23 protein-coding genes are annotated in these 24,782 nt (G+C 61.8%); 17 read left to right on the forward strand and 6 right to left on the reverse strand.

Annotated elements, in window-relative coordinates; genetic code table 11:
- Positions 1 to 48: 48 nt before the first annotated feature.
- From J6500_RS22225 to J6500_RS22275, 11 genes are all read left to right on the forward strand, one after another.
- On the forward strand, positions 49 to 360 hold the full coding sequence (locus J6500_RS22225) for a P27 family phage terminase small subunit (RefSeq protein WP_225714828.1): 312 nt from the start codon (positions 49 to 51) through the stop codon (positions 358 to 360).
- Positions 338 to 1,975: a terminase large subunit gene (locus tag J6500_RS22230; protein ID WP_225714829.1), complete on the forward strand. Its 1,638-nt coding sequence runs from the start codon at positions 338 to 340 to the stop codon at positions 1,973 to 1,975. Before J6500_RS22225 ends, J6500_RS22230 begins: the two co-directional genes overlap by 23 nt.
- A complete protein-coding gene (locus J6500_RS22235; protein ID WP_225714830.1) occupies positions 1,972 to 2,382 on the forward strand; it encodes an HK97-gp10 family putative phage morphogenesis protein in 411 nt (136 codons plus the stop codon). The genes J6500_RS22230 and J6500_RS22235 overlap by 4 nt, the downstream gene beginning before the upstream one ends.
- Positions 2,372 to 2,731 (forward strand): GTA-gp10 family protein, encoded by a 360-nt coding sequence (locus J6500_RS22240; protein WP_225714831.1) that lies wholly within the window; start codon positions 2,372 to 2,374, stop codon positions 2,729 to 2,731. Before J6500_RS22235 ends, J6500_RS22240 begins: the two co-directional genes overlap by 11 nt.
- Positions 2,731 to 4,890, forward strand: a complete 2,160-nt coding sequence (locus J6500_RS22245; protein WP_225714832.1) for a hypothetical protein — start codon at positions 2,731 to 2,733, stop codon at positions 4,888 to 4,890. Before J6500_RS22240 ends, J6500_RS22245 begins: the two co-directional genes overlap by 1 nt.
- Before the next feature lie 60 nt (positions 4,891 to 4,950).
- The gene (locus J6500_RS22250) at positions 4,951 to 5,307 is read left to right on the forward strand and encodes a hypothetical protein (RefSeq protein ID WP_225714833.1); all 357 of its coding nucleotides are present in this window, start codon (positions 4,951 to 4,953) and stop codon (positions 5,305 to 5,307) included.
- A gap of 936 nt (positions 5,308 to 6,243) precedes the next feature.
- The gene (locus tag J6500_RS22255; RefSeq protein ID WP_225714834.1) at positions 6,244 to 6,522 is read left to right on the forward strand and encodes a hypothetical protein; all 279 of its coding nucleotides are present in this window, start codon (positions 6,244 to 6,246) and stop codon (positions 6,520 to 6,522) included.
- 171 nt (positions 6,523 to 6,693) lie between these two features.
- Positions 6,694 to 7,005, forward strand: a complete 312-nt coding sequence (locus J6500_RS22260; protein WP_225714835.1) for a hypothetical protein — start codon at positions 6,694 to 6,696, stop codon at positions 7,003 to 7,005.
- The gene (locus tag J6500_RS22265; protein WP_225714836.1) at positions 7,002 to 7,208 is read left to right on the forward strand and encodes a hypothetical protein; all 207 of its coding nucleotides are present in this window, start codon (positions 7,002 to 7,004) and stop codon (positions 7,206 to 7,208) included. Before J6500_RS22260 ends, J6500_RS22265 begins: the two co-directional genes overlap by 4 nt.
- A 136-nt stretch (positions 7,209 to 7,344) precedes the next feature.
- Complete coding sequence (locus J6500_RS22270) at positions 7,345 to 8,094, forward strand: hypothetical protein (RefSeq protein WP_225714837.1); 750 nt, start codon at positions 7,345 to 7,347, stop codon at positions 8,092 to 8,094.
- Positions 8,054 to 8,809 (forward strand): hypothetical protein, encoded by a 756-nt coding sequence (locus J6500_RS22275; RefSeq protein WP_225714838.1) that lies wholly within the window; start codon positions 8,054 to 8,056, stop codon positions 8,807 to 8,809. Before J6500_RS22270 ends, J6500_RS22275 begins: the two co-directional genes overlap by 41 nt.
- Before the next feature lie 13 nt (positions 8,810 to 8,822).
- On the opposite strand, the gene J6500_RS22280 is transcribed toward J6500_RS22275, so the two are convergent.
- The 6 genes from J6500_RS22280 to J6500_RS22305 all read right to left on the reverse strand — a co-directional run bounded on the left by J6500_RS22280 (position 8,823) and on the right by J6500_RS22305 (position 19,060).
- On the reverse strand, positions 8,823 to 10,646 hold the full coding sequence (locus J6500_RS22280; protein WP_225714839.1) for a site-specific integrase: 1,824 nt from the start codon (positions 10,644 to 10,646) through the stop codon (positions 8,823 to 8,825).
- Positions 10,647 to 10,831: 185 nt separating this feature from the next.
- On the reverse strand, positions 10,832 to 12,856 hold the full coding sequence (locus J6500_RS22285) for a serine hydrolase (protein ID WP_225714840.1): 2,025 nt from the start codon (positions 12,854 to 12,856) through the stop codon (positions 10,832 to 10,834).
- 101 nt (positions 12,857 to 12,957) lie between these two features.
- Positions 12,958 to 14,073, reverse strand: a complete 1,116-nt coding sequence (locus J6500_RS22290; RefSeq protein WP_225714841.1) for an AraC family transcriptional regulator — start codon at positions 14,071 to 14,073, stop codon at positions 12,958 to 12,960.
- Positions 14,074 to 14,129: 56 nt separating this feature from the next.
- Positions 14,130 to 14,690 (reverse strand): invasion associated locus B family protein, encoded by a 561-nt coding sequence (locus J6500_RS22295; protein WP_376707840.1) that lies wholly within the window; start codon positions 14,688 to 14,690, stop codon positions 14,130 to 14,132.
- Positions 14,691 to 14,747: 57 nt separating this feature from the next.
- The gene (locus J6500_RS22300; RefSeq protein ID WP_225714842.1) at positions 14,748 to 17,894 is read right to left on the reverse strand and encodes a multidrug efflux RND transporter permease subunit; all 3,147 of its coding nucleotides are present in this window, start codon (positions 17,892 to 17,894) and stop codon (positions 14,748 to 14,750) included.
- The gene (locus tag J6500_RS22305) at positions 17,891 to 19,060 is read right to left on the reverse strand and encodes an efflux RND transporter periplasmic adaptor subunit (protein ID WP_225714843.1); all 1,170 of its coding nucleotides are present in this window, start codon (positions 19,058 to 19,060) and stop codon (positions 17,891 to 17,893) included. Before J6500_RS22305 ends, J6500_RS22300 begins: the two co-directional genes overlap by 4 nt.
- A 190-nt stretch (positions 19,061 to 19,250) precedes the next feature.
- Here J6500_RS22305 and J6500_RS22310 point away from each other — a divergent pair, with 190 nt between their 5' ends.
- The 6 genes from J6500_RS22310 to J6500_RS22335 form a co-directional block, all read left to right on the forward strand.
- Positions 19,251 to 19,712 (forward strand): MarR family winged helix-turn-helix transcriptional regulator, encoded by a 462-nt coding sequence (locus J6500_RS22310; RefSeq protein WP_225714844.1) that lies wholly within the window; start codon positions 19,251 to 19,253, stop codon positions 19,710 to 19,712.
- Between the two features lie 86 nt (positions 19,713 to 19,798).
- Entirely contained in the window at positions 19,799 to 20,038 is a 240-nt protein-coding gene (locus J6500_RS22315) for a hypothetical protein (RefSeq protein ID WP_225714845.1), read from the forward strand.
- A gap of 211 nt (positions 20,039 to 20,249) precedes the next feature.
- Positions 20,250 to 22,796 carry a TonB-dependent receptor gene (locus J6500_RS22320; protein ID WP_225714853.1) on the forward strand — a complete coding sequence of 849 codons (2,547 nt, stop codon included), beginning with the start codon at positions 20,250 to 20,252 and terminating at the stop codon, positions 22,794 to 22,796.
- A gap of 21 nt (positions 22,797 to 22,817) precedes the next feature.
- Positions 22,818 to 23,507 carry a Fe2+-dependent dioxygenase gene (locus tag J6500_RS22325; RefSeq protein WP_225714846.1) on the forward strand — a complete coding sequence of 230 codons (690 nt, stop codon included), beginning with the start codon at positions 22,818 to 22,820 and terminating at the stop codon, positions 23,505 to 23,507.
- A gap of 2 nt (positions 23,508 to 23,509) precedes the next feature.
- Complete coding sequence (gene exbB / locus J6500_RS22330) at positions 23,510 to 24,505, forward strand: tonB-system energizer ExbB (RefSeq protein ID WP_225714847.1); 996 nt, start codon at positions 23,510 to 23,512, stop codon at positions 24,503 to 24,505.
- 3 nt (positions 24,506 to 24,508) lie between these two features.
- On the forward strand, positions 24,509 to 24,782 hold a 274-nt coding region (locus tag J6500_RS22335), incomplete at its 3' end, for a biopolymer transporter ExbD (RefSeq protein ID WP_225714848.1).

The following is a 24,782-nucleotide window of genomic DNA, read 5'->3' on the forward strand; positions in this document are numbered from 1 at the left end:
CGCGGACCTAAGCCCAGTCCAATTACCGATCCCGCTGCAGTAACCGGCATGGTCAAGCCACCGTCATGGCTGTCGAAGCACTCGAAGGCTGAATGGCGTCGTGCTTGGCCGGAACTGTCGAAACGCAAAATTCTCACGCCAGCGGATATCCCGTTGTTTGAGAATTACTGTGTCGTGGTCGGTCGTGTTCGCGACCTTGAAGCCCTCATCCGGAAGGATTTTGACCTAAAGCTGGTGCGCGCCCAAGACGCGGCGATGAAAACGGCGCGCCAGTTGGCGGCGGAGATCGGTCTTAGCCCGATCTCGCGGTCGCGCGCCGCCATGCGTGAAGACGACGATGCTGATTCCCTCGTGGATTGATAGCGACGAAAAAATCCCGGATCCGTTCGGATATGGGCAGCGCGCGGTGGAGTGGCTTCGCAAGCTGAAGCACCCCAAGAATCTTGCACCGGGGCATCCGTTCCAGCTTGATCCGTGGCAAGAGCGGATCATTCTCAAGATATACGGGCCGCGCCACCTCGACGACGTTTACGATGACGGCATTCTGGTCGCGCGCAAGGGCTCACGCATTGTTCGGCGTGTCATCCTCGTCCTGACTAGAGGCAGCCGGAAGACATCCCTCGCAGCGGCCATCAACCTGTTGCACCTGATCGGCCCCGAGAAGGAAGCCGGTAGCCTCATTGTGTCAGCAGCGGCAGCGCATGAGCAGGCGCTGGAACTGTTCCAAGAGTCCGCGCTGATCATTGAGAGCGATCGACGGCTTTCCAGCCATGTCCGTATCCTGCGCGGCAACAACCACACCATGACGTTCGGCAAACAGAACATCCGCTACAAGGCGGTTGCGTCGGACGGCAAGGTGCAGCATGGCAAGACACCCAAGGTAGTGATCGCCGACGAATTGCACGCTTGGGAAGGCCGAGCCGGTCGGTCCCAATGGGAGGCGCTGGACTCGGCGCTGGTTAAGATTCCCGAGACCTTGATGGTAGTCGCGACTACCGCTGGTAAAGGCGAAGACAACCTAGCATTCGAGATCGTTCAGCACGCGATCAAGGTTCAGAAGGGCGAGATCGACGACCCGGCAACCCTGCCTGCTATCTTCATGCTGGAGGAAGGCGATGACTGGAAAAGCGAGGCTGTATGGAAGGCCCTCAACCCGGGCATGCGCTACGGCTACCCCAATCTTGCCGGATATCGCGACAAGGCAAAGAAGGCGATCGATAGCCCTTCGGAGCGTCAAAGCTTCCTGCAATTCAATCTGAACCTCTGGCAGGCCAAGACGACATCGCCGTTTGTCGACATGGCGACCTACGATAAGGGCAATCGACCGATCCCGGAAGGTATCGACGGCCTTCCGGCCTTCATTGCTGTCGATATGAGCGCCACAACGGATTTGACCGCAGTTGTGGCGTGCGTCCCCCATGGCGACGACTACTTGATCCTGCCTTACTTCTTTCTACCGGCCGACAATCTGCAAAGCCGTGGTGATCGGGACAACGCGCCCTATGTCGCTTGGGCAGAACAAGGGCACCTCATCGCGACTCCGGGAAATGTCATTGACTACCGCGCTGTTGAGGCGTGCATCCGTGGTTTGTGCGAGCGTTTCGACGTTCGGGAGATCGGCTTTGACAGAGCGCTGGCTCGGCCGGTCATGGGGCCCCTGATGGATGACGGACTTCCTGTCGTCGAGATTGAACAAAAATGGCAGGTGCAAACACCAGCGCTCAACGCGCTGGAGAAAGTCATTCTAGAAGGTCACTTTATTCACGCTGGACATCCTGTCCTGCGCATGTGCTTCGCCAACATCGCGGTTCACCACTGGGGCAATTCGAACAGAGCGTTCCGGAAGGACAAGTCAACCGGAAGAATCGACGGGGCCGTGGCTAGCTGGATGGTTATCTCACGTGCCATCGCCTGCGATACCGGCCCGTCGCTCTGGGATGATCCGACCCTCACGCCTGGGGACTTTGTATCGTGAGCGATCAGGACGACCTTGACGCATGGCTGCAGTCGCTCCCGGACAAGTTGGAAGCGCACTTGTCGGAAGTGATCCGTGAACAAGCGGAACAGCTTTCGCAGGCCCAGCGGCGCGCGCTGCGATCGCTGGAACAATCCCCCGACGAAACGGGCCACCTTGAAGAGTCATGCACCCTCATCAAGAGCGACGGCAGCCCAACCGAGTGGCTGGTGGTCGCGGGTGGCGACGTGACGACCGGCGAAGTTAGAGGCGGCTCCGGCGTGCCCTACGACTACGCGCTCGGTTTCGAGTTCGGCAACAGCCATCAGCCAGCGCGGCCTTTCTTCTATCCGACCTACCGGGCGCGCCGGGACGACATAGAGCAAGCAATCCAAGAGGCAATTCAGGAAGTGATCGATGACCAGTAAGACAAGCCGCGAAATCACCTGGGCCGGCGGCATCCATACGTTTGATCTCGGTGACCGCTGGGTGCGCCGAGTCCTCGATTATCGCGGTATCCGCAACCCGATGGACACGCCAGCGGCATGTTTGCAGCGTTTCGAGGCTGCCCAGTTCAACGATACCGACATTGAGCGGGTGATTGAGTTGGGTCTGCTCGGCGGCGGCGCCTCCGAAAAGGACGTTGAGGATTTGCTGGACCAGCACGTGCGCAGCCAACCGATCGCCTCTAACGCCATCCTGGCCCATGCCGTGCTCAATGCCCTGATCTATGTCGGCGACGCCGAGGCAGCGATCAATGCGGAGGTGAGCGCTTAATGGCTCCCTCTCTCCGAATCCCCATTGACGCGAACCTCGACCAGTTCAAGGCCGCGATGGAGAACACCAGCACCTTGGGCAGGGCCGCCGCGCGCAAGGTCGCCAAAGAGTTTGCCACGGCGAACGCCGACATCATTAAGGATACCGCTATGTCGGCGGCGAGATTCGCAGCGCCATGGACCGCCCAGGTCGCTGTTATCGTCGGCTCGATCAAGCTGATCTCGGCCGCGATCAGTGGCGCGCGGGAACAGATGCAGCAAATGGTCGCCATCGCCGACAAGGCGCAAAACCTTGGCGTAAGCCCGGCATTCCTGCAGGGCTTCACCAATGAGGCCAAAAAGCTCAAGATCGGCGTCGATGACCTTGAGGGCGCACTGGCGCACGCCTTCGACGCGACCAAAGAGAAGTCACCGATCGACGTGAACGAATGGACGGTCGGCGAAGAAAAGATCACCGACGTTGAGAAGGCCCTGCGCGTCTACAATGAGACGTTGGCGAAAGCGGCTGGGCAGCGCCTCGAAGGTCTAGTCGAGTTCCGGAATGCCACCGACCAGGACCAGAAGATTAAAGCTGTGCTCGCGGCCATGATCCAGCTGGACCAGATCGGGCAGCATGCCGCTAGCCTCGATCTCGGCGAAAAGATGTTCGGCAGCGCCTTTGTCGATCGTATCCGGCAGGGTAAGACCAGCGCCGAGAGCATGCTCGCAACCATCAAAGATGCCAGCGCCAACAGCGACGGTATTTTCAGCAACGTGCTGGTGAACCGGGCGAAGGAAGTGGACGACCAGCTTAAGGTCGCCGACCAGCGGCTCCGGACCGCCCTGAAACCAGCGTGGGACGACCTTGCCAGCGTGATCACCGAGATCAAGAGCACCTGGGCGAGCGTGGTCGACCTGATCGCGCGCGGGGTCGAACTGTCGAACCAGATCAAGATTCCGGGCTTCACCAGCAACACCGACATCGACGCCAAGCGGTCGGCGTTGGACACGGTAAACCGTCGCCTGAATGGCACGTCGGGATGGACCGAAACATACGGCATTCTCGCCAGCCGGGAGACCCTTGAAGCTCACCGTGACCGGCTCCAGAAGGAGATCGCGGCGCTCGCCCAGGGCGACCAATACGGCCCGCCGGCGCCCTCTGTCGATCGCGGCACCGGTGCTGCGCCGAAGAAAATCCAGACCGGCAGCGACCATGACCGGTTTGACGGTGCCGCCGACGCGATCGACAAGCGGACGGCCGCGCTCAAGGCGGAGGCAGAAGGCCTCGATCTCTCGACCGCAGCACGCGAGCGCAACAAGATCGCGGCGCAGCTACAGGAAGTCGCCATGCAGGCGAACAAGGCCGCTGGCCTTGGGGAAGGCGTCGTCACGGACGCCCAGCGGAAGCGGATCGAGGAAGTCACCAGCGCCTATGAGAAGGCCACCGAGGCGTTGGAGCGCAACACGGTCGCCCAGTCGATCCGGCGCGGGCGGCAGACGGCGCTACTCGACCCCCAGGACGTGCAGATCGCCGAGCAATTGAAGGGACTGTATCCGGACGTGGCCACGGCGCTGGCGAGCACCGAGGCCGCAGCTATGCGGACCAACGAGGCCTTAAAGTCGATCGGCAACACCATGTCGAGCACATTGACCAGCGGGCTCGCTGACATCCTCGACGGCACCAAGAGCGTTTCGGACGGCTTCGCCAGCATGGCAAAGTCAATCGCGCGCTCGATCGAGGAAGCCGTGATCAAGGCCGCAGTCGTCGCGCCGCTATTGCGGTCGTTCGGACTTGGCGGCTCCGGCTCGATCATCCCCGGTTTCGCGGACGGCACCGACTTTGCACCGGGCGGCTTGGCGCTGGTCGGCGAGCGCGGTCCGGAACTGGTCAACCTGCCGCGCGGATCGAAGGTGTTTCCGAACCACGTTAGCGCCCAGATGGCACGCGACATCTCCGGCGCCACCGGTGGCGGCGCGTCGGGTGGCCCGATGATCAGCAGCAACCAGATCACCGTCGCGCCGTCGATCGAGGTCACCGTGCAAGGCGGGGCCGGCCAATCCAGTGCCGACCATGAACGCATGGGAGCGACGATCGCCAAGTCGCTCGAAACCCGAGTCCAGCGGATGATTGGCGAAGCGATCATGAAGCAGATCAAGCCGGGAGGCATCCTGAAACGTTGATCGAAGTTGCCCGTAACGAGCTAGGTGCCTATCTGTTAAGCTTCAAAAGGAGGCCGGCGGATGTATCTCACACACGTTCACCAACAGGGATTCGACCAAGAGGACAAGGAGCCCAATACACACACGGAGCAGTCATTCAAATTCGGGCCGCATCCGGATAACATGCGCCGGAGCAATGACGATTCACAGGTCGTCGTGCGTTTCGATCGGTTCGGCGCAGGCCAGAATCCTCGCAACTATGAAGTTGTGGTCAATTGGAGCGATCTGAAATCGCTACTTGAGAAGTTCGTCGAGGCTAAGCATGAGCATGCCGAACATTTGCTGAGAATTCTGAAGATGGCCCGTAGCTTGGGCGATGCCGGTTGGCATAACGGTGGGGAGCCGCCGGAGTTCTGGGAAAACCTATTGGAAACCTGACACTCCAGTAGAGAAAAGCCCCCGGGGGAGACAAAGTCCCGGAGGCTTTCCCTGATGAAGACGCATGCGGCTGAGACAGCGTCTGGTTCCAATATAGCGTCCGCGCGAAGGTTTGACGCTCTTTCTTCAAACTGTTTGCACTGGTGTAACTAGCAGGCACCGTGATCCTCGCCTCCGGCTTGGCAGCGCTCCGCGCCGGCTTGTGCTTGATCGTCTGAGTCATCAACCAATCAATCAACTTCCTTCACAGTCACCATTCCAAGGGAAACTTTCTCCCTCCAGAGATAGACACCTAGAGCAGAGCCCTAAGCGCCTATCCCGAAGGGAGAGAAGTTCGAGGGGTTCATTCCACCGAAGGTTAATCTGGAGCGTAGCGTTCGCGATGAACAAACGCGGCGAGGTGGCATCCCGAACCCTCGCCCTAAACTCCGTTTCTCGATTGCAAGCAATCATGCGGTTATCCGACCGAAGCCGGACGCCCAACCGTCTGCCAGATATCCATCAACAGCGCGGCTGGTGAAGGGTGCCGCGAGGCATTGCCTTCATCTTTTTGGCGCGTTCGACGATCTTGCGATCGTCCGGTCCAACCTTACCAAGGCGTCCTACGTTCTCCGCAGGGGAGCGCTTGGGCCGATACCCGTTCGCCTGCGGCTGGCTCATAGCAGGCGTTCAGACCGCCTTACCGTCGCTTCGGAGCCGCTATGCTGCATCCCGGAGGGGAAGCAGGACTTCATCAAGTGACTAGTATAGCGCGCGGCGCGAACCTTGACTGATCTTTCTGAAAATAAATCTTCAGCCAGCCAACGCATTGTTCTCGCGGCTTGAAATACATCTAACTTCTAAATCACTAGAAATTAGACAGCAGCAGCCGCCCTTGCGGATCAGATTCCACGTGTGGCATGCGTGAGTCATTGCATCACCACCAATGGGGCTGGAATGACTACTGAGACCTTTCTTCCGCGCGCTCTCTATGACTGCCACGTCGACCGCCTTGTCGCTGTCGCAGGCCAAGGCGACGTCGACCTGATCCACCTCGCCATGGGATCGCTACTCGCCGGGCGCCCAGGGTTGGCCGAACGGCTCGCCAATCTTGATCCATGCCCGGTCGCCGGCGCGATCACCAACAACGAGATCAAGATGGCGCTGGGAGAGCACGGCAACGTCTGGCCAAGCACCATCCGGCCGCATGTGTTGCTCGCCGAGCTTGGAGGATAAGGCAAAACGCACTGCCCAATATTTGTGCGATCAAACCTTCTGCTCGCTGTCTATTTGCAATCCGTAGCGGGTCGCGCCGCTGCGCTCCTCTGTGTTGATTGGCTGGCCGGTGTCACTCCCGGTCAGCTGTTTTTCACAGGGAGGTCCAGTCAACACATAAGGAGACGCCCAATGTCTAACGATGCCGTTTCTGCGGTCCCGCGTGCCACCATCAACCCTCTCGTTCTCGAAATGGCGCGGCAAGCCAGGCTGCCGCGCACGATCACGTTCTCGGCAGCACGTCGCCGGTATGAGCGCAAAGAGGGAGAGAAAATCATCACGCTAACCCAACGCGAGAGCCAGTTCCTTGGCGCCGGGCTGGCACACTACGCGATCTGCAACAATAACACCCTTACGACATGGGGTGACATTGAAGCGGTCAACGAGTGGTGCCGTGAAGCTGGTGTTCTGGCGCATGACGAAATCGTTGTGGAGGCCGCGTGAGCGATCGTGAGGGAACGGTTGGTCCAAAATATGGGCTGACAGCTGATTGGTATTTCGATGGCACCTTGGTCTATCTTGAGCATGACCAGTATGTGACCGCACCGGCGACCTTGCTTCCCGGAGGTCCCGAGCGAACCGCGCAATGGATGCTTGGCGAGCTAGCGAACGCAATCAAACTGGGCACGGCAAAAAAGCGAGGCTGATCGGGTAGGCTCGATATCGGTCCGTTGGACCAAAGAGGCGCGGGAAACCGCGCCTTTTTTATTGAAACCGGACGCTCGGTGAGGTTGAATCCGATTCGTCGTAGTTGAAATAATTGCACCAACGCTCATAGCCACCATGCCCAGGGCATACGAAAGCTATAGTGATCACACAACGACGCTCAACGTCGGATTCGGGGAGGCCGTCGGCGCGCTATCCGCGTTGTATGTATTGTGCATTGCTTCGTTCAACGCGGGCTACTTCACGCGGCTAAAGGGACAATTTCTACAACTCTTTTCATTTACTGACCTGATCGGGTCAAATATCGCCATTCTGCAGTATCTAGTTGCCGTTTTTGGCTTCTACTCGATCTTTTCAATCTACTTGGCAATCTTGCCCGGAGATGCCGCTGGTGATCTCAAACGTTGGGTTGTCGAAAAATGGAATGAGATCGATCATTGGAAGCTTCGCTATCAGATTTTGTTTTTCATTGTTACGTTTGTTGGCACCGTGGTATTCGGCGCAATGCTCGAGGAACACAGTTTTACGCTGGCACTGGCACCGGTGGCTATTGTCCAAGGGGTGTTTCTGCTCGCTCTTTGGACGGCATTTCAGGAGGGGTCCACTCGCTTGAAGAGTGTGCTCATCTGGACCACGATCACCGCAGCGAATTTCTCTTATTCTTCAGGAAGGTTTTGGGCAGCAAGTGAGATTTCAGAACCGCGTGATCAGCAGTCGCTGATTTTGGCGAATGGTTTGTGCATCGACAGGAGAATCCTTCGGACAAACTCATCCGGATACTTGCTCTACAATTTCGGAATGCACCAAACCGAATTTAGAAGCAAAGATGACGTTCGGACCGTTTTCGAGTCAAAGTCGTGCACGTGATAGCGCAACTTTTCATTTTGTGAGTGAAATGCTGGAGTTTCTCACTAAGCACTTTATCGTCCTTTCGACGCTTGTGATTGGCGGTGCATCCGCGGTCGCCATGTTATTTCTGGCGGCCTATCTCGCCGTCTTCGATTGGAATTTGATATGGCTAGTAGAATACACAGACATTGCGAAGCTTTTCTTGATTGGGACGGCGCTTTTGTCGTCAGCGATTGCTACAGCCTTAAACTACGCTTGGGATTTGCTGGCGTGGCTCAAGCATCAAATGAAGGTTTATAAATGGGGATTGTTCGTCGGCATAGCCTTGGTGATCGGCGCCGGTGTCTATTCGATCCACAACGACGTGAAAACAGGCAACGGATATGCCGCCTATCACGTGTTTAGAATGCTATCCACAATAGGCGTGGTCTCGTTGCTCTACTTGTTGTTCAGAGAGGCGGAGCAACTGAAGCAACTCAATTGGCTTTCGATTTTGAACGTCGCTTCTTCAACGGTGTTCGCTCTCGGTATCTTCGGCGCGACGTATGGCTACTACGTCCGAGACGTGAGCAAGAATGTTATGCAGATAACAACCAAAAGCGAAACATTCGAAAATGCCAAGGTGATCATGTTTCTATCTCACCACCTTGCCTTTTTGGTTGAAAAACGAGTGGTCGTTATTCCTACGGCGGATTTGATAAAAGTTCTCGCTCAGGTAAATTCGGAATTATGAATCACTGCACTCATTAACTCAGCTCCCGAAATGAAACCGCTTCAATCATCTCGACCCGCTGGCTCAAGATGCCCTGGGGTAGGATGCCATACTTGCCGGTCGTGGTCGCTTTGGTGTGACCCAGGAGCACGTTGAACTGCTCATCCATGTAGCCGGCCGCACGGAAGGCATCGGCGATACCATGCCGGAAGCTGTGGAAGTTGACCTTCCGATCGACCTTCACGCCAATCGCCCGGAAGTAGTCATTGAAGAACGCGGATGGCACCCCAGAGAAGAAACCACGCGCGTCCTGCTCGATCTCCGGAAACAGTTGCGTCACGCCCTTGGCAACGATGGCCGCGTGATACTCCAGCAAGCCTAGCCTGATCAGTTCGCTATGCACCGGGACGACGCGCTGCGACCCTCGCGTCTTGGTGCTCTTGATCGTCGAACCATCCTCGTCAACCTCGCCATCCTCGGTGATATGGAAAATCCAGACACCGTGAACCTGACGAAGGTCGGCCGTCGCCATCTGGGCGATCTCGCCCAACCTCGCGCCCGTGTAGAGGCCAATCCACGCAATCCAATAGCGCCAGTCACGGATCGCGACGTTGCCGGGCTCATGCTCGCGATCGTCACCCATGCACGTCGAGAACAGGGGAGAGGTGAAGATCGTTTTGAGCTGATCCGCCGTGAACGGGAAGCGCTTTTTCTGACGCTTGTCGAGCACCAGATACTGCCCGGCCATGACGTCGCTCTCGATGAATTCGTTCGCCAACAGCCAAGCGGAAAAGCTGCCGACCGCCGCCAGATACTTGTTCTTTGTTTTGTCGGCGATCGTCGGCTTGCCAATCGTCGCGTTGGCCTCGATGACCTTGCGGAAGGACATGCCCTTGAAGGACGGAGAATCCGCCGCCTTGATCGGCCAGCGGGACAGTTCGTGCTTCCAATTCCTGACAGCCTTCCGCGTGATCACCGACACGTGCGCCGTCTCGCCGACATACTCGGCGAACAGCTTCACGATCTTACGGTTCTGATCCCATGTGTCTGGCCGGGCCGTGCCCAGCCGCTCAGCCTTGAACCTGTCGTAAAGCTCCATGATCGTTTCGCCGGGCGGCGCGAACTGATTGCCCATCGTCGGGTCTGGAGGCTTCACGGACGGGTCGGCAGGCACGCCAGCCCAGTTCCCAGCGTCGCGCTCGGCCGCGCGCTCCAGCGCCTCTACCTGCGCCCTCTGGAGCCGCTGACAAATCTCCCGATACTTGTCGCTGCCTTTCTCGACTAACAGCTTCTCGCGCTCGATCAGGTCGTCAGCCGCCCAATGGATCAGTGCCGTCTCGCCGGTCGCTAGGTGCTCTTTGAGCGTTGTGAGTTGGATGGCCCGCCGTTCGCGGTCCATCTTCGCGGCGCTGCGCATGACGATCACTTCGATCGCTGCGCTCAGTTGGACGATTGGGTCATCGGTCCATGGCTTTCGGCCAGCCTCGATATCTGCGGCCAACTGGTGCTGTGCAGCGTCAATCTGGGCGCCCGTGGGTAGGCTGGCGCGTCGCTGGAGATCGGCGTCCAACTCGCCCTCGTAATGAGCCCAGACCGCCGCTTGAACGTCATTGATGCTGGGCTCGCGGCGAGCCCGCAGGATGGCAAATTCACGCCGCCATTCACTGAGCACCGGCAGGACCAAATCCCGCGCCGCCTTCGGATCACGCGTCCCGAGCGACTTCCAAAGCTCGCGACGGTAGCCCGGCTGTTTCCCTCCCTTGGACGGATAGAAGCGCTGGAGATCGGGCGGGATGCCGATGCGCGCGTAATACATGGCACTGCCGGGACGGCGAACGACGTTGGTGGAAAGGGACATTTCGCGGGTGCTCGTAACAAGTTTTAGTAACACCCATGACTATAGCGCTGATCCACTAAGTTGCTCGAAAATATAAACATTTGACGACAAAAGATTTTCTGGAAAGCCTTCCTGAGAATCTCCAGGGTCCAGGTTCCCCAGCCAGTTCATGCACCACTCGGAAGCGCCGCGTTCTCAAGGACCCGTTATTTGGGCTCTGGCGCGATCATCGTCGCCGTCTGCTCCCACGGTCCGGGATTGAGGATCAGGCCGGAAACTTTGCCGGCGGCGTCCCTGACGAAGACGATTCTGGTGTGATCCTCGTCGTCGACGGCGAACTCGCTGCTTGACGCTGCAACCAGCGGCGTCGCCTTGCCTTTCTCGAATGCGAGGATCGGCCATGCTCCCACAGCCTCTGCGACGAGCTTGCCCTGTTCGAGACGAACCTGGAGCTGCACCGCGTTGGCGCGGCGGGCGGCTCGCACGATGCTGAGATCGGTTGCGTTGTCCTGGCCATCGCGGACGATCCTGATCCTGATCGTCGTGCCGGCCGGCCCTCGCAGCCTTGCCAGCACGTTAGTAAGCGTCAAGCCCTTCAACGGCGTATCGTCGAGTTGCGTGACGAGATCGCCCGCCATCACGCCCGCCCTGGTCGCGGGGGCGCCTGGGATCGGCTTGTTGATCCTCAGGCCTTCCGGTTCCATGGCGACGAACGATTCGATGCCGAGCCAGCCGTTCTTGCCATCGGCCAGGCCCTGCCGGTCGCGCGAACTCACCGAGGAGCCGAAGTCATAGGTCCCGACATCATCGGCGAGGGCTTCCGGGCTCGCAGCCGGCGGCGGTGCCGGCGGAGCGGACGAGGGCCGCTCGGGAATCGTCAATGCGCCGTAGGTGAGATGGTTGATCCCGGCATACATCACCGCGCCGCGCCCTTTGCTGCCGGGCGTTGCCTGAACCATCTGGATGCCGATCAATCTCTCCGCCGGATCGACCCAGAAATACGTGCCCCAGAACCCGGCCCAGGAAAAGCTGCCGGGTGCGCCCGGGATCCAGCTGTAGACTGGATTGGTGCGGATGCCGAAGCCCAGTCCGAAGCTTGCTCCGGCACGGCCGCCAACCTCTTCGCCGCCGTATATTCTGACATCCGCAGACAGTGCGGGCGTCGTCATCTGCTTCACCGCCCGTGCGCTGAGCACCCGTACGCCATCAAGCTCGCCGTCATTGAGAAGCATTTGGGAGAATCGCAGATAGTCAGGCGCGGTCGACACCAATCCGCCGCCGCCGGCAAACAGTTTTGGCGGCGTCGTCACATCCCAGATCGGCGGCCGTTCCGGCATCGGAGAATCGACCAGACGGTCGAGCTTGTCTTTCGGCACGTAGAAGCCGGTGTCGACCATATGGAGCGGCGCAAAGATGCGGCTCTGCATGAACTGGTCGAGCGGCTGTCCGGACGCCACTTCGATGACGCGGCCCAGCACGTCGACGCTCCAGCCATATTCATGGACCTCGCCGGGTTGATGGGCGAGCGGCAGGCCGGCCAGGCTGGACACGAAATCTGCCAGGGTCCTGTCGCGTCGATACACGGCCTTCCAGCCATAGAGCGTGTGGATCAGGCGAATCCCGAACTCCGCGGTGGCGTCCGATAGGCCTCGTTCCGGATAGGCAAAATACATCTCGGGATCGATCACGCCCGAGGTATGGCGCAGCAGGTCGCGGACTGTCATAGGGCGCTTTGGCGGATCGAGTCTGGGCTTGCCGGTGTCGTGGTCGATCGTCGCAACCTGCATGTTTTCGAGCTCGGGCAGGTAGTGCGCGACCGGCGCGTCGAGGTCGAGCTTGCCGTCGTCGACCAGGATCATGGCGGCGACGCTGGTCACCGGCTTGGTCATCGAGGCGATCCAGAAGATGGAGTCGGTCTTCATCGGAACGGTTTTCGCGCGATCCTGAAACCCGATCGCCTGCAGATAGGCGAGTTTGCCGTCCCTGGCGATCGCGACGACGGCGCCGGGCAGGAGCCCGTCCGACGGCGGGAAAGCATCGAAGCGTGCCTGATACCACGGCGCGATCCGCGCCAGCCGTGCGGCCGAGAATCCGAGCGATGCCGGGTCCGCGGCCTGTGCCAGATCGTCAGACGCCGCCGGTCTGGCCATCGACAGCAACAGAATCATCGCGGACGAGAATTGCAGCAATCGCCTTGGCTGATACCAAAGCAGATGTCTGTGCGCGCGCATCATCGTCTCCAGGATGGAGCAGGGCTCTGTCGGCCCATCCTGCACCGGAGGTCGTGAGCTCGGCTCGCCGAATCCTGCGATTCAACTAGCCGATTTTTCGATCAGCCGGCCGCGATCCCTCGACCGGCCGTCTGCAGCGTCCGTCGGCGGTACTCGGTCGGCGTCACGCCGGTGTTGGCTTTGAACGCGCGGTTGAACGGGCCGAGCGACTGAAAGCCGGCATCCATTGCAATCGTCAGCACCGACACCTGCTGTTGTGCGGGATCGGCCAGAGCCGACTTGACCTCGTCGATCCGGTAGCTGTTGAGGAAGGCGTTGAAGTTGCGGTGGCCGAGACCCTCATTGATCAGCTGGCGCAGCCGGTGCTCCTGAACGCCGAGCTCGGCGGACAGCGAACCGATGGTCACTCCTTCGCGCCGGTAGACGCGCTCCACCGTCATCAGGCGCTGCAGCCGGCGCAGCAAATCCGGGTCGACCGCGGTCGGCCTGTCCTCACCGGGCGCCGCGACGCCGAGTTCGCCCGGGATATTGTCTGTTGTGGGCAGAACGGCGGATGCTTGCGGCGTTGTGGCGGCCTGAAACAGGCTCCATGCGCCGAGGCTCATCAGCGCCCACAGCAGGAGCGCGTTGCCGAGGCTCCATGCGAAGAAGCCGGAAGTTTCGACAGGCCAAAGGCTCTGAACAAGGCCCGCGGCACTATACGCCACCGCGCCGACCAGGACCGCGGCGCGCAACCGCCGCCGCCCAGCCACGAGGTCCGGCTGCCATGTCGCGATGGCCTGCGCCGCAGCCAGCAAAGTGAGGCCGAGGTAGACGAACGACAGCGGTCGATCGAGCTCGCCCCTGTGCATGCCTCTTGTCGGCCAGACGTCAAACAATTGCACGCCGACGATGGCAACCAGCAAGGCGCCGTGCCAGGGCCGCAGCTCGAAATCGTCGTCGAAGGTCGCGCGCGCCCAGAGCCAGAACAGGACCGCCCCGCTGCAGGACATCGCCAGCAGGGGCAGGCCCCAATACGGCCATGGCCGCGGAAATCCCGGCGCCGACGTCACCGCCGACGCCGCGACGGCGACCACCAGCGCGGCGCTCAGACGCGCTGCGGCGTCGCTGCGGTCGCGCAGCAACAGGCCCGCGATCAGAAGCGACACTCCGGCCGCGGCGCCCCGACAACCCAGATCGATCGCCACCAATGCATTGCTGCCCACGATCAGGATCACTCCATCCGGCGTTCCGGAAGCTATGAGTTACAGGGGAAGGCTTCAGCGCATCCGGGCTATTTGATCCTATCGTACACCGTCGCGAAGTCGGCGAGCGGCATCGGGATGGTGATGGTTTCCTTGCCGAGATTCTGGAACGAGACTTTCAGCTGCTTGCCGGCGCGCAGCTGCGCCAGCACATCGGCGGCGATCGGGGCATTGATGTAGCAGCCGCGTGCTTCGCAGGTCTGGATCGCGACGTCGACGGCCTTGCCCTCGTCGACCTGCAGCTTGGCGCCGACCGGAAGGTTCAGCCCGAGCGGCAGCTGGATCAGCGCCACCGGTGCGCGGGTGTCGCCGGGCACGCGGATGTTGACCAGCACGATCAGCTGGCCGGTCTTGCTGAGGACGGCGGTCTGCTCCATCGCGCATTCCAGCGGCGCGTCGCGGCTTGCGGAGGTGCAGCGTGCCACCCAGCCGGCATTGTTGGCCGCCGCGGCGTCGGCCTGCGGCGCGGCGGGCGAGGGTACTGGCGCCGGCCCGGGCGCGTTCCTGGCCTTGGGCGTCTGGGCATGGCCAAGGCTGGCCACGCCGAACGCGGTCAACACAACGCAGAGCGACTTTGCGACAATCTTCACGGGCACGGCTCCGAAATAGACGCTGTCCGGATGTGCCGTCAGGTCGGCAAAGTCAAGTCACTCGGCGGCCTGCTTCACCGCGCCGTCCTCGCCGTCATGCGCATCGCGGTCCGGCGGCTGCGAGCGGCCCCAGTTCGAGAAGGCGTTGGAGAGCTTGTCGAGATAGAGATAGACCACGGGCGTCGTGAACAGCGTCAGCGCCTGGCTGACGATCAGGCCGCCGACCATGGCATAGCCGAGTGGCTGGCGGATTTCCGAGCCGGTGCCGGTGCCCAGCATCAGCGGCACGCCGCCGAGCATCGCGGCCATCGTCGTCATCATGATCGGGCGGAAGCGAAGCAGCGCGGCCTGGCGGATCGCCGCCACCGGCTCCATCTGCTGGTCGCGCTCGGCGGCGATGGCGAAGTCGACCATCATGATGCCGTTCTTCTTCACGATGCCGATCAAGAGGATGATGCCGATCAGCGCGATCAGCGAGAAGTCGAAGCCGGCCGCCATCAGGATCGCCAGCGCGCCGACGCCCGCCGACGGCAGCGTCGATAGAATCGTGATCGGGTGGATGTAGCTTTCGTAGAGGATGCCGAGGATCAGATAGACCACGACGAGCGCGGCGAGGATCAGCAGCGGCACGGTCGACAACGATTGCTGGAACGCCTGCGCGGTGCCCTGGAAGCTCGAGCTGAGTGTCGGCGGCGCGCCGAGCTCGAGCATCGCCTTCTGCACGGCTTCGGTGGCCTGGCCGAGTGCCACGCCCTGGGCCAGGTTGAACGAGATGGTGATCGCCGGGAACTGGCCCTGGTGGCTGATCGAGAGCGGCCGCACCGGCACGCTGGTCCATTTCGCGAAGGTCGACAGCGGCACCTGGTCGCCGGTCAGCGGCGACTTGATGTAGATGTTGTTCAGCGTGTCGATCGCGCCCTGCAGCTCCGGCAGCACCTCGAGGATGACGTGGTAGCTGTTGAGCTGGGTGAAGTACTGGGTCACCTGGCGCTGGCCGAACGCGTCATAGAGCGTATCGTCGATCAGCTGCGGCTGGATGCCGTAGCGCGAGGCGGTGTCGCGGTTGATCTGCAGCTGCAGCGTGGTGCCTTTGGTCTGCTGGTCGGTGGCGACGTCGCGCAACTGCGGCAGCGTCTGCATCTTGCTCAGGATCTTCGGCGCCCACTGGTTCAGCTCGGCAAGGTTGGCGTCCTGCAGCGTGAACTCGAACTGGGTGCGGGTCGGGCGGCCGCCGAGGCGGACGTCCTGCGCCGCCTGCATGAACAGCCGGGCGCCCTGGACCTGTTCCAGCTTCGGGCGCAGCCGGGCGATCACCTGCTGCGCACTGGCATCGCGGTCCTTCAGCGGCTTCAGCGTGATGTACATGTTGCCGTTGTTGCCGGCGCGGCCGCTGCCGCCGACATTCATCGCCACGGTCGCGACCGCGGGATCCTGCAGCACGATCTTGCCGAGCTCTTCCTGCTTGCGCTTCATCTCGGCGAAGGAGATGTCCTGGTTGGCTTCCGAGGTCGCGGTGATCAGGCCGACGTCCTGTTGCGGGAAGAAGCCTTTCGGAATGATCACGAACATGTAGACCGACAGCGCCAGCGTGGCGAAGAACACCATCAGCGTGGTGAACCTCCAGCGCAGCGCGAGGTCGAGCCCGGCGCGATAGGCGTTGAGCATCGCGTCGAAGCCGCGCTCGCTGATCCGGTAGAAGCGGCCGTGCCGCTCCTCGCGGTGGGCGCGCAGGAAGCGCGAGGCCATCATCGGCGTCAGCGTCAGCGACACGAACATTGAGACGAAGATGGTCATCGCCAGCACGACGGCGAATTCGCGGAACAGGCGGCCGATGATGCCGCCCATCAAGAGCAGCGGGATCAGCACGGCGACCAGCGAAATGCTGATCGAGACGATGGTGAAGCCGATCTCGCTGGAGCCCTTGAAGGCAGCGGCCATCGGCTTCTCGCCTTCCTCGATGTAGCGGCTGATGTTCTCCAGCATCACGATGGCGTCGTCGACCACGAAGCCGACCGCGATCGTCAGCGCCATCAGCGACAGATTGTCGAGCGTATAGCCGAACACCCACATCAGCGCGCAGGCGCCGAGCAGCGCCAGCGGCACGGTCACCGCGGGGATAACGGTGGCCCAGAAGCTGCGCAGGAAGATGAAGATCACCATCACCACCAGGAAGATGGTCAGCAGCAATGTGAACTGGACGTCCTCGACCGCGGCGCGGATCGTCGTGGTGCGGTCCGAGATGACGTCGATCTTGATCGCCGGCGGGATGGCGGCGACCAGCCGCGGCAGCGTCTCCTTGATCTTGTCGACGGTGTCGATGACGTTGGCGCCGGGCTGCTTGAAGATGACGAGGAACACGCCGCGCTTGCCGTTGGCCCAGGCGGCCTGCTTGGCATCTTCAGGCCCGGTGACGGCCCGGCCGATGTCGCGGATGCGCAAGGGGCCGCCGTTGCGATAGGCGATGATGACGTCGTTCCAGGGATCCGCCGTGAGCAGCTGGTCGTTGGCGTAGATGGTGTAGGCGCGGGTGGCGCCGTCGATATTGCCCTTCGGGCTGTCGACGGTCGCGATGTTGATCGCGGCGCGGACATCCTCCAGCGACAAGCCCTTGGCGACCAGCTTGGCCGGATCGATCTGGACCCGCACCGAGGGCTTCTGCTGCCCGCCGATGATGACCTGGGCGACGCCGGAGATCTGGCTGATCTGCTGCGCGAGCTGGGCGTCGACCGCGTCACTCACCGTGGTCAGCGGCAGCGTGTCCGAGGTCGCCGACAGCAGCATGATCGGGGCATCCGCCGGGTTGACCTTGCGATAGGTCGGCGGCGAGGGCAGCGTCTTCGGCAATTGTCCGCTGGCCGCATTGATGGCGGCCTGCACGTCATTGGCGGCGCCGTCGATCGAGCGGTTGAGGTCGAACTGGATGGTGACCGCGGCGGTGCCGAGATAGCTCGTCGAGGTCATCTGCGCGATGCCGGGGATCTGGGCGAACTGGCGCTCCAGCGGCTGCGCGACCGAGGTCGCCATCGTCTCCGGGCTCGCGCCCGGCAGCGACGCGGTGATCTGGATGGTCGGGAAGTCGACCTGCGGCAGCGGCGCCACCGGCAGCAACGGATAGGCGACGAGGCCGACAAACAGGATGCCGGCCATCAGCAGCGAGGTGCCGATCGGGAAGCGAATGAAGGGTGCGGAAATTCCGTCGCTCATTCCTGCGTGACCTTCGCCTGTGTCTGATCCGAGCTCGCCACTGCGGTAGTCACCAGGGTTCCCGGCGAGACCTTGTACTGGCCCGCGGTGATCACGTGCTGGCCCGGCGACAGGCCGTCCTCGATCACCGACTTGCCGTCGATCGACTGGCTGACCTTGACCTTGCGGAGCTCGGCCTTGTTCTCCTGGTTCACTGAATACGCGTAGAGGCCGTCAGTGCCATGCTGCACCGCGTCATCGGGGACCACGGTGGCGTCCTTCAGGGTTTTGACCAGAAGCCGGGTCGAGACCGACTGGCCCGGCCACAGCGCATGATCCTTGTTGTCAAACACCGCCTTCAGCCGGACAGTCCCGCTCGTGGTGTCGACCTGGTTGTTGATCAGCTGCAGCGTGCCGGTGGAGAGCACCTTCTTGCCGTCAGTGGTCAGCGCAATGGTCTTCGGCGGCGCCACCGCGAGGGCGGCCTTGATGTCGGGCAGCTGGTCTTCCGGCGCAGTGAAGATCACCGTGATCGGCTCGATCTGGGTGATCGTCACGATGCCGGTCGCGGTCGAGGCATTGACGATGTTGCCGACATCGACGAGGCGCAGGCCGACGATGCCGTCGATCGGAGACTTCACCGTCGCGTAGTCGAGCTGCGTCTGCGCGTTGAAGATCGCCGCATCGTCGGCCGCGATCTGCGCGGTGAGCTGGGCCACGGTCGAGCGCTGGGTATCGAGCTGCTGGCGGGTCGCGAACTCGCCGAGCCGCGTGAAGCGGTTCAGGTCGAGATTGGCATTGGCGAGGTTGGCTTCGTCCTGGGTTTTCTTGGCCTTGGCCTGGTCGAGCGAAGCCTGGAACGGCCGCGGGTCGATCTCGACCAGCGTGTCGCCCGCCTTGACGAACTGGCCTTCCTTGAAAGCGATCTTGGTGATCTGGCCGTCGACACGGGTGCGGATCTGGACGGTGTTGAACGCCTGCACGGTGCCGAGGCTGGTCAGATAGACCGGGAAGTCGGCCTTCTCGACCGCCGCGATCGTGACCGGGACCGCCGGTCGCACGGCGGCGCGGCGCTGCGCGGCTTCCGCCGCCTGCTTGTTGCCCTCGTATTTCTGCCAGCCGTAATAGCCCGCTGCGCCGATCGCAGCGATTAGCAAGACCCAACCAATTGCGCGTGACTTCGACATGCGAGCTCTTCGGTTCGAACGGACAATCTTGGGCTGGACGAACAATAGAGGGTCATCAAAACCGTTCCCAGAGCTTGCGGATATAATATGCGTGCACTTAATGTGTAAACACACTACGACTTGAGAATCCTAAACATTCGGAAAGGTTTAGGTCAGAAACAAGCGGAAACGAAATCGGCCAGGGAGGGCCATGTCGCTCGATCTCAAACGCCAGTATATCGCGCAGCTCGTCGAGAGTTCGCGGCTGCTGCGCAACTACATCGATCACCGCGCCAAGACGCGGGGCACCACGCGCGCGCAATGGATCGTGTTGTTTCGGCTGCGCGAGCAGGAAGGGCTGTCCCAGGTCGATCTCGCCGACGTGCTCGAGCTGCAGCCGATCTCGCTGGTGCGGCTGCTCGACCGCCTCGTCGAGCACGGCCTGCTCGAACGGCGGCCCGATCCGAGAGACCGCCGCACCAACCGTCTGTTCCTGACCAGGAGCGGGCGCCAGCTCGTCGACGATCTCGACAGCCTGCGTGATGAGATCGCGAGCGACGTGCTGCGCGACGTCTCGGCCAGGCATGTCGAGAGCGGGCTCGCCACGCTGCGCGAGGTCAAGGAGCGCATCAAGGCGCTCGGCGAACAATCCGAGTCCATCGCCGCGAAGTAGCGCGGCACTTGTCGGGCGCCGTGGTTGAAACGCCGCTTGATGTCGTTCATACCGCGCCCCGACGATTCAGGACGAGGAGGGCCGCGATGGACGAGTTGAACGGACGGATGATGGCGTGTCAGATCCTGATCACCGGGTTGATTGCGCGCGTCGCCAACGAGCAGCGCGATCCGCTGCGTTTCCTCACCGATTTCCGCGACGAGATCAAAGCTGTCGTCAACGGCGTCAACATCGCCGGCATGGAGAACACCGAGCGCGTCCGCCAGGTCGCGCAGCGGACCGTTGACGAGCTGTTTTCGCTGATGAAGCCGCCGAGCGCCGAGTGACGGCGGCGATTCTTTAGAACGATTAAAAAGAGCAGTTTAGAACCGTTACAGATCGCAGATTAGAATTCCTTTGAATTGGCGCGATTCAGGCGCGCTGTTGCAGCTGCTGCATTGACCGAAAAATTCACGCTCGATAACCGAAAGAGACAGTTCGTCGCACCCCTATGGCTGGATGTTGCGGGCGGGCCTGTTTTCTTTGGGGGCGTGTCAAATGAGCAATGTGAAGGCGCCGCGATCGCTGCGTTTCGAGACGGCGGTCGGTTCGGCCGATCATGCAAATCATTCCGGTAAGAAGGTTTCCGCGGTCGCGGGGCTGATCGCGGTGGCGTCCTTTTCCGGCGCCGAGGCCCAGCAGTCCAACCTGCCGCCGGTGACGGTCGATGCCCCGGTGGCGCGTCCGCGGCCGGCGACGTCGAAGCCGACGCCGGACCATGTCCGCGCCCGCAGCGCACTGCGCCGCGCCGCGCGCCGCACCCAGCAGGCGCAGGCGCCGGTGCCGTTTCCCAACGCCGGCGGGCTGCCGGCTGATCGCAATCCCTATGCCGATCCGGCCGCGCCGTACAAGGGCGACCGGTTGCAGTCGTCGGGCAAGTTTCCCGAGCCGATCCTGAACACACCGAGGTCGGTGACCGTGCTGACCAGGGACGTGCTCGAGGACAAGAACGCCACCTCGCTGAAAACGGCGATCCTGAGCACGGCGGGCGTGACGCTCGGCACCGGCGAGGGCGGCAATGCGTTCGGCGACCGCTTCTTCATCCGCGGCTTCGACGTGCGAAACGACGTCTTCATCGATGGTGTTCGTGATTCGGGCGTGAGCGTTCGCGAGAACTTCTTTACCGAGCAGGTTGAAATTCTGCGCGGGCCTGCTTCGTCCTTCGCCGGTCGCGGTACTGCTGGTGGCGCCATCAACATCGTCACCAAGCAGGCGACGACCGCTGGCAATTTCTACAACATGGACACCACATTCGGGACCGACAGGACCAAGCGTGTCGTGCTGGACGTCAACCAGGTGATCAGTCCGACTTTGGCCGTCCGGGCTGGCGGCTTGTTTCAGGACGCCGGCGTCGCCGGTCGAGACTACGTGCAGGACAACCGTGACGGCGGCTTTGTTGCTGCGACCTGGAAGCCGGTGGACGCCGTCAAGATCAGCGGCAACTACATCCACACCGAGTTGACCGGCCTTCCGGATTTCGGCGTTCCTTACTACCGGCCGAGCACTGCAACCACTGCCGGCGGTCCATTTCCGGACTTCGGATCCAACCGAAATAACTGGTACGGTTTCACCAATCGCGACTTCTATCGGACGGGGCAGGACATCGGCACGCTCAACGCCGAAGTGCAGGTCACGCCTGATCTCTTGATAACCAACAAGTTCCGCGATTCCTACTCAACTCAAAATTACATCGGAACGCTGCCTGAGGCGCCGGTCATCAAGGATCCGCTCTCGGCCTCGACGCTCAGCGCCAATCCGCAGAGCCGCTTTCAAGCGACGAGCGTGATAGCGAACCAAACTGAAGCCACCTACAAGTTCAGCGACGGCGTTGGCTTCAAGCACACAGCGCTTGCGGGCTTCGAATACGACCAGGAGAGGTCATCGATCGACAGGTATGTTGGGTTGAGCTCGGAAGCTTTGCCCGGCGGCTTTAGCGGCTCCGGATCCTTGACAGGCGTGAGCGTCTTCAACCCGCAATTCACCAACATTCCCTTCGGTATCCCTTCGGGTCTGTCGGGCCGGCCGACCAAGATCAGCATCGATACGAAAAGCGTCTATGCCGTGGATACGGCGAACTACAACGACCTGCTGATCCTCAATGGCGGCGTCCGCTATGATGACTACAACATCAAGACAAGCGGTTACGGCACGGTCAACGGAGTCGCGAACGTCTTCGGTCAACAGCAGCAGGATTACGGGCTTCCGAACTTCAACCTCGGCTTGACGCTCAAGCCGTTGCCGAATGGCAGCGTTTACGCCGCCTATGCGACATCCTCGAACCCGGTCGGCGCGGAGTTCGACGGCACCAGTATCCAGTACGGCGGTCTGTCTCCGGTGCTCAACGGCAACCCCAGCCAGATTTTTGGTCCGGAGAAGAACAAGGCGATCGAAGTCGGCACCAAATGGGAGCTATTTGATCGGCACTTGCTGCTTACAGCGGCCTTGTTCCAGACAGAAAAGGACAATGCCCGAGAGTCCCGCAATATCACGCCCGCAACAGCTACCGCGGACTGTCCGTATCCCGCCGGCACGACGGGGACGGTGTCCTGCATCAGCGCCGGTGCCGCCTATCGCATCCGCGGTATCGATCTCGGCGTCGGTGGCAAGATCACCGACAAATGGAGCGTGTTCGGCGGTCTCGTCCTGATGCAGTCGGAGGTGACCAAATCGAACATTCCGCCGGCGAACACACTTCTCTACACGTCGAACGTCGGCCTCCCGCTTGCCAACGTTGCCCATCAGTCGTTCAGCATGCTGACGAAGTATCAGGTCACGGACAGGATCGAACTCGGCGGGCAGGCGGTGTATCGCTCGAAGGTGTACGGCGGCACGTTCCTCGCGGCCAACCAGGGCACCTCGATCCCGAGCTACTGGCGCTTCGACATGTTCGCGGAAGCCAAGATCGACAAGAACTGGACCGCGAAGCTGTTCGTCAACAACATCTTCGACAAGCGCTACTACGACGCGCTGTACCAGAGCGCGGCGCCGTTCGTGCTCGAGGCACCGGGACGCGCGGCGTATCTGGTTGTTTCTGCGCGTTACTGACGGAGGCGTGAAGGCGGCGAAATGCTGGTCTGTGTTCCCAACGTTTTGAGCAAGGACGATGTGGCGGATTTCCGCCGCATCATGGATGCCAGCGATTGGGAGGACGGCCGCTCGACCGCGGGGGCTGCCTCCGCGATGGTCAAGCGCAACGAGCAGCTGCCGCCCGACAGCGAGGTCGCGCGGCAGCTCGGCAACCGGGTGCTGTCGGCGTTGTCGGCGAGCCCGCGCTTCATCTCGGCGGCGATCCCGCTTAGAATCTTTCCACCTTTGTTCAACCGCTACGCCGCAACCGATGGGCACCATTTCGGTCTGCATGTCGACAATGCGGTGCGCGGCGACCGGCTGACGGGCTTGAGGATCCGCACCGACCTGTCGGTCACGCTGTTTTTATCGGAGCCGGAAGACTACGACGGCGGCGAGCTCGTCATCGAAGACCGCTATGGATCCCACGAAATCAAGCTGCCGGCCGGCGATCTCGTGGTTTATCCTGCTTCCAGTTTGCATCTGGTCACGCCGGTCACCCGGGGGACCCGGGTTGCGTCTTTCTTCTGGCTGCAGAGCATGGTACGTGATGCTCACGCCCGCAGCCTGATCTTTGATCTCGATATGGCGATCCAGGCTCTGGTGGAGCGGCTGGGGCGCGATGATCCTGAAACGGTCAAATTGACCGGCATCTATCACAACCTGATCCGTCACTGGGCCGAAGTGTAGTAATGAAGACATCCCTGTTCCGCGCTGCATCCGCCATGATCGCCTCGCTGGCGATGCTCACGCTCGCCGTGCCGTCTTCGGCGCAGCAGCAGGCGGCCCCCGGCGCGCAAGCGGCGCCCGCGGTGCAGTCCCAGTCCGTGACCCCGTCGCGGCCGGCTCAGTCCGTACCGGCGGTCCAGCCGTCTGCCGCGGCGCCGCAAGTGCAGTCCGCTCCGGCGGCGGCCGACGCGTCGCTGGCGGCGCCTGCCGGCGCCGACAGCAAGCAGCCGAAGTCGAGCACGGGCCTGCATGAATTGTCGCCGTGGAACATGTTCCTGAACGCCGACATCATCGTCAAGGCGGTGATGCTGGGTCTTGCCTTCGCCTCGCTCGTCACCTGGACCGTGTTCATCGCCAAGATGATCGAGCTGACGGTGGTGCAGCGCAAGCTGCGCGGCGCGCTCACCAGGATCGCTGAATCACGCTCGTTGGCGGAAGCGCAGTTCGCGCTCGGCGCCAAGGGCAGCGTGCTGTCGTCGTTCATCGCGGCGGCGATGCGCGAGGGACGGCTGTCGGCGGGCATCTCCAGCGATGCCGGCATCAAGGAGCGCGCGGCCTCGAGTTTCTCCGAGATCGCGCGCGCCGAAGCGCGTCGCATCCGCACCGGCATGGGCCTGCTCGCGACCATCGGCGCGACCTCGCCCTTCGTCGGCCTGTTCGGCACGGTCTGGGGGATCATGAACAGCTTCATCGGCATCTCGAAGTCGCAGACCACGAACCTTGCCGTGGTGGCGCCGGGCATCGCCGAAGCGCTGCTGGCCACCGCGATCGGCCTGGTTGCGGCGATCCCCGCCGTGATCATCTACAACCACTTCTCGCGCGTCACGAAGGGCTATCTCGAGCTGGTCGGCCGCGCCTCGGGCGCTGCCGGACGGCTGCTGTCGCGCGATCTCGACCGCACCCATGGCAGCATTCCCGGCAGCGTTCCGCACGGCGCACGCGCCGCGGCGGCGGAGTAGGCGATGGCAGTCTCGATCTCCGAGAACGACGGCGATGACGATTTCGCGGAAGCCCACGAGATCAACGTCACGCCGTTCATCGACGTGATGCTGGTGCTGCTGATCATCTTCATGGTGGCGGCGCCGCTGTCGACCGTCGACCTGCCGATCGACCTGCCGACATCCTCGTCGACCCCGCAGAAGAAGCCGGACAAGCCGACCTATCTCAGCATCAAGCCCGACCTGACGCTTGCGATCGGGGAGAACCCGGTGAAGCGGACCGAGCTGATCGGCGCGC

Source organism: Bradyrhizobium semiaridum, from assembly GCF_020329505.1.
Lineage (GTDB): Bacteria > Pseudomonadota > Alphaproteobacteria > Rhizobiales > Xanthobacteraceae > Bradyrhizobium > Bradyrhizobium semiaridum.

Bases quoted from the DNA above. Each gene is read 5' to 3' on its own strand.
- J6500_RS22310 (WP_225714844.1), top strand. From the start codon at position 19,251: ATGTCGCTCGATCTCAAACGCCAGTATATCGCGCAGCTCGTCGAGAGT.
- J6500_RS22325 (WP_225714846.1), top strand. From the start codon at position 22,818: ATGCTGGTCTGTGTTCCCAACGTTTTGAGCAAGGACGATGTGGCGGAT.
- J6500_RS22275 (WP_225714838.1), top strand. From the start codon at position 8,054: ATGACGTTCGGACCGTTTTCGAGTCAAAGTCGTGCACGTGATAGCGCA.
- J6500_RS22300 (WP_225714842.1), bottom strand. From the start codon at position 17,894: ATGAGCGACGGAATTTCCGCACCCTTCATTCGCTTCCCGATCGGCACC.
- J6500_RS22255 (WP_225714834.1), top strand. From the start codon at position 6,244: ATGACTACTGAGACCTTTCTTCCGCGCGCTCTCTATGACTGCCACGTC.
- J6500_RS22270 (WP_225714837.1), top strand. From the start codon at position 7,345: ATGCCCAGGGCATACGAAAGCTATAGTGATCACACAACGACGCTCAAC.
- J6500_RS22250 (WP_225714833.1), top strand. From the start codon at position 4,951: ATGTATCTCACACACGTTCACCAACAGGGATTCGACCAAGAGGACAAG.
- exbB (WP_225714847.1), top strand. From the start codon at position 23,510: ATGAAGACATCCCTGTTCCGCGCTGCATCCGCCATGATCGCCTCGCTG.
- J6500_RS22285 (WP_225714840.1), bottom strand. From the start codon at position 12,856: ATGCGCGCGCACAGACATCTGCTTTGGTATCAGCCAAGGCGATTGCTG.
- J6500_RS22320 (WP_225714853.1), top strand. From the start codon at position 20,250: ATGAGCAATGTGAAGGCGCCGCGATCGCTGCGTTTCGAGACGGCGGTC.
- J6500_RS22305 (WP_225714843.1), bottom strand. From the start codon at position 19,060: ATGTCGAAGTCACGCGCAATTGGTTGGGTCTTGCTAATCGCTGCGATC.
- J6500_RS22225 (WP_225714828.1), top strand. From the start codon at position 49: ATGGTCAAGCCACCGTCATGGCTGTCGAAGCACTCGAAGGCTGAATGG.
- J6500_RS22240 (WP_225714831.1), top strand. From the start codon at position 2,372: ATGACCAGTAAGACAAGCCGCGAAATCACCTGGGCCGGCGGCATCCAT.
- J6500_RS22245 (WP_225714832.1), top strand. From the start codon at position 2,731: ATGGCTCCCTCTCTCCGAATCCCCATTGACGCGAACCTCGACCAGTTC.
- J6500_RS22230 (WP_225714829.1), top strand. From the start codon at position 338: ATGCTGATTCCCTCGTGGATTGATAGCGACGAAAAAATCCCGGATCCG.
- J6500_RS22280 (WP_225714839.1), bottom strand. From the start codon at position 10,646: ATGTCCCTTTCCACCAACGTCGTTCGCCGTCCCGGCAGTGCCATGTAT.
- J6500_RS22315 (WP_225714845.1), top strand. From the start codon at position 19,799: ATGGACGAGTTGAACGGACGGATGATGGCGTGTCAGATCCTGATCACC.
- J6500_RS22260 (WP_225714835.1), top strand. From the start codon at position 6,694: ATGTCTAACGATGCCGTTTCTGCGGTCCCGCGTGCCACCATCAACCCT.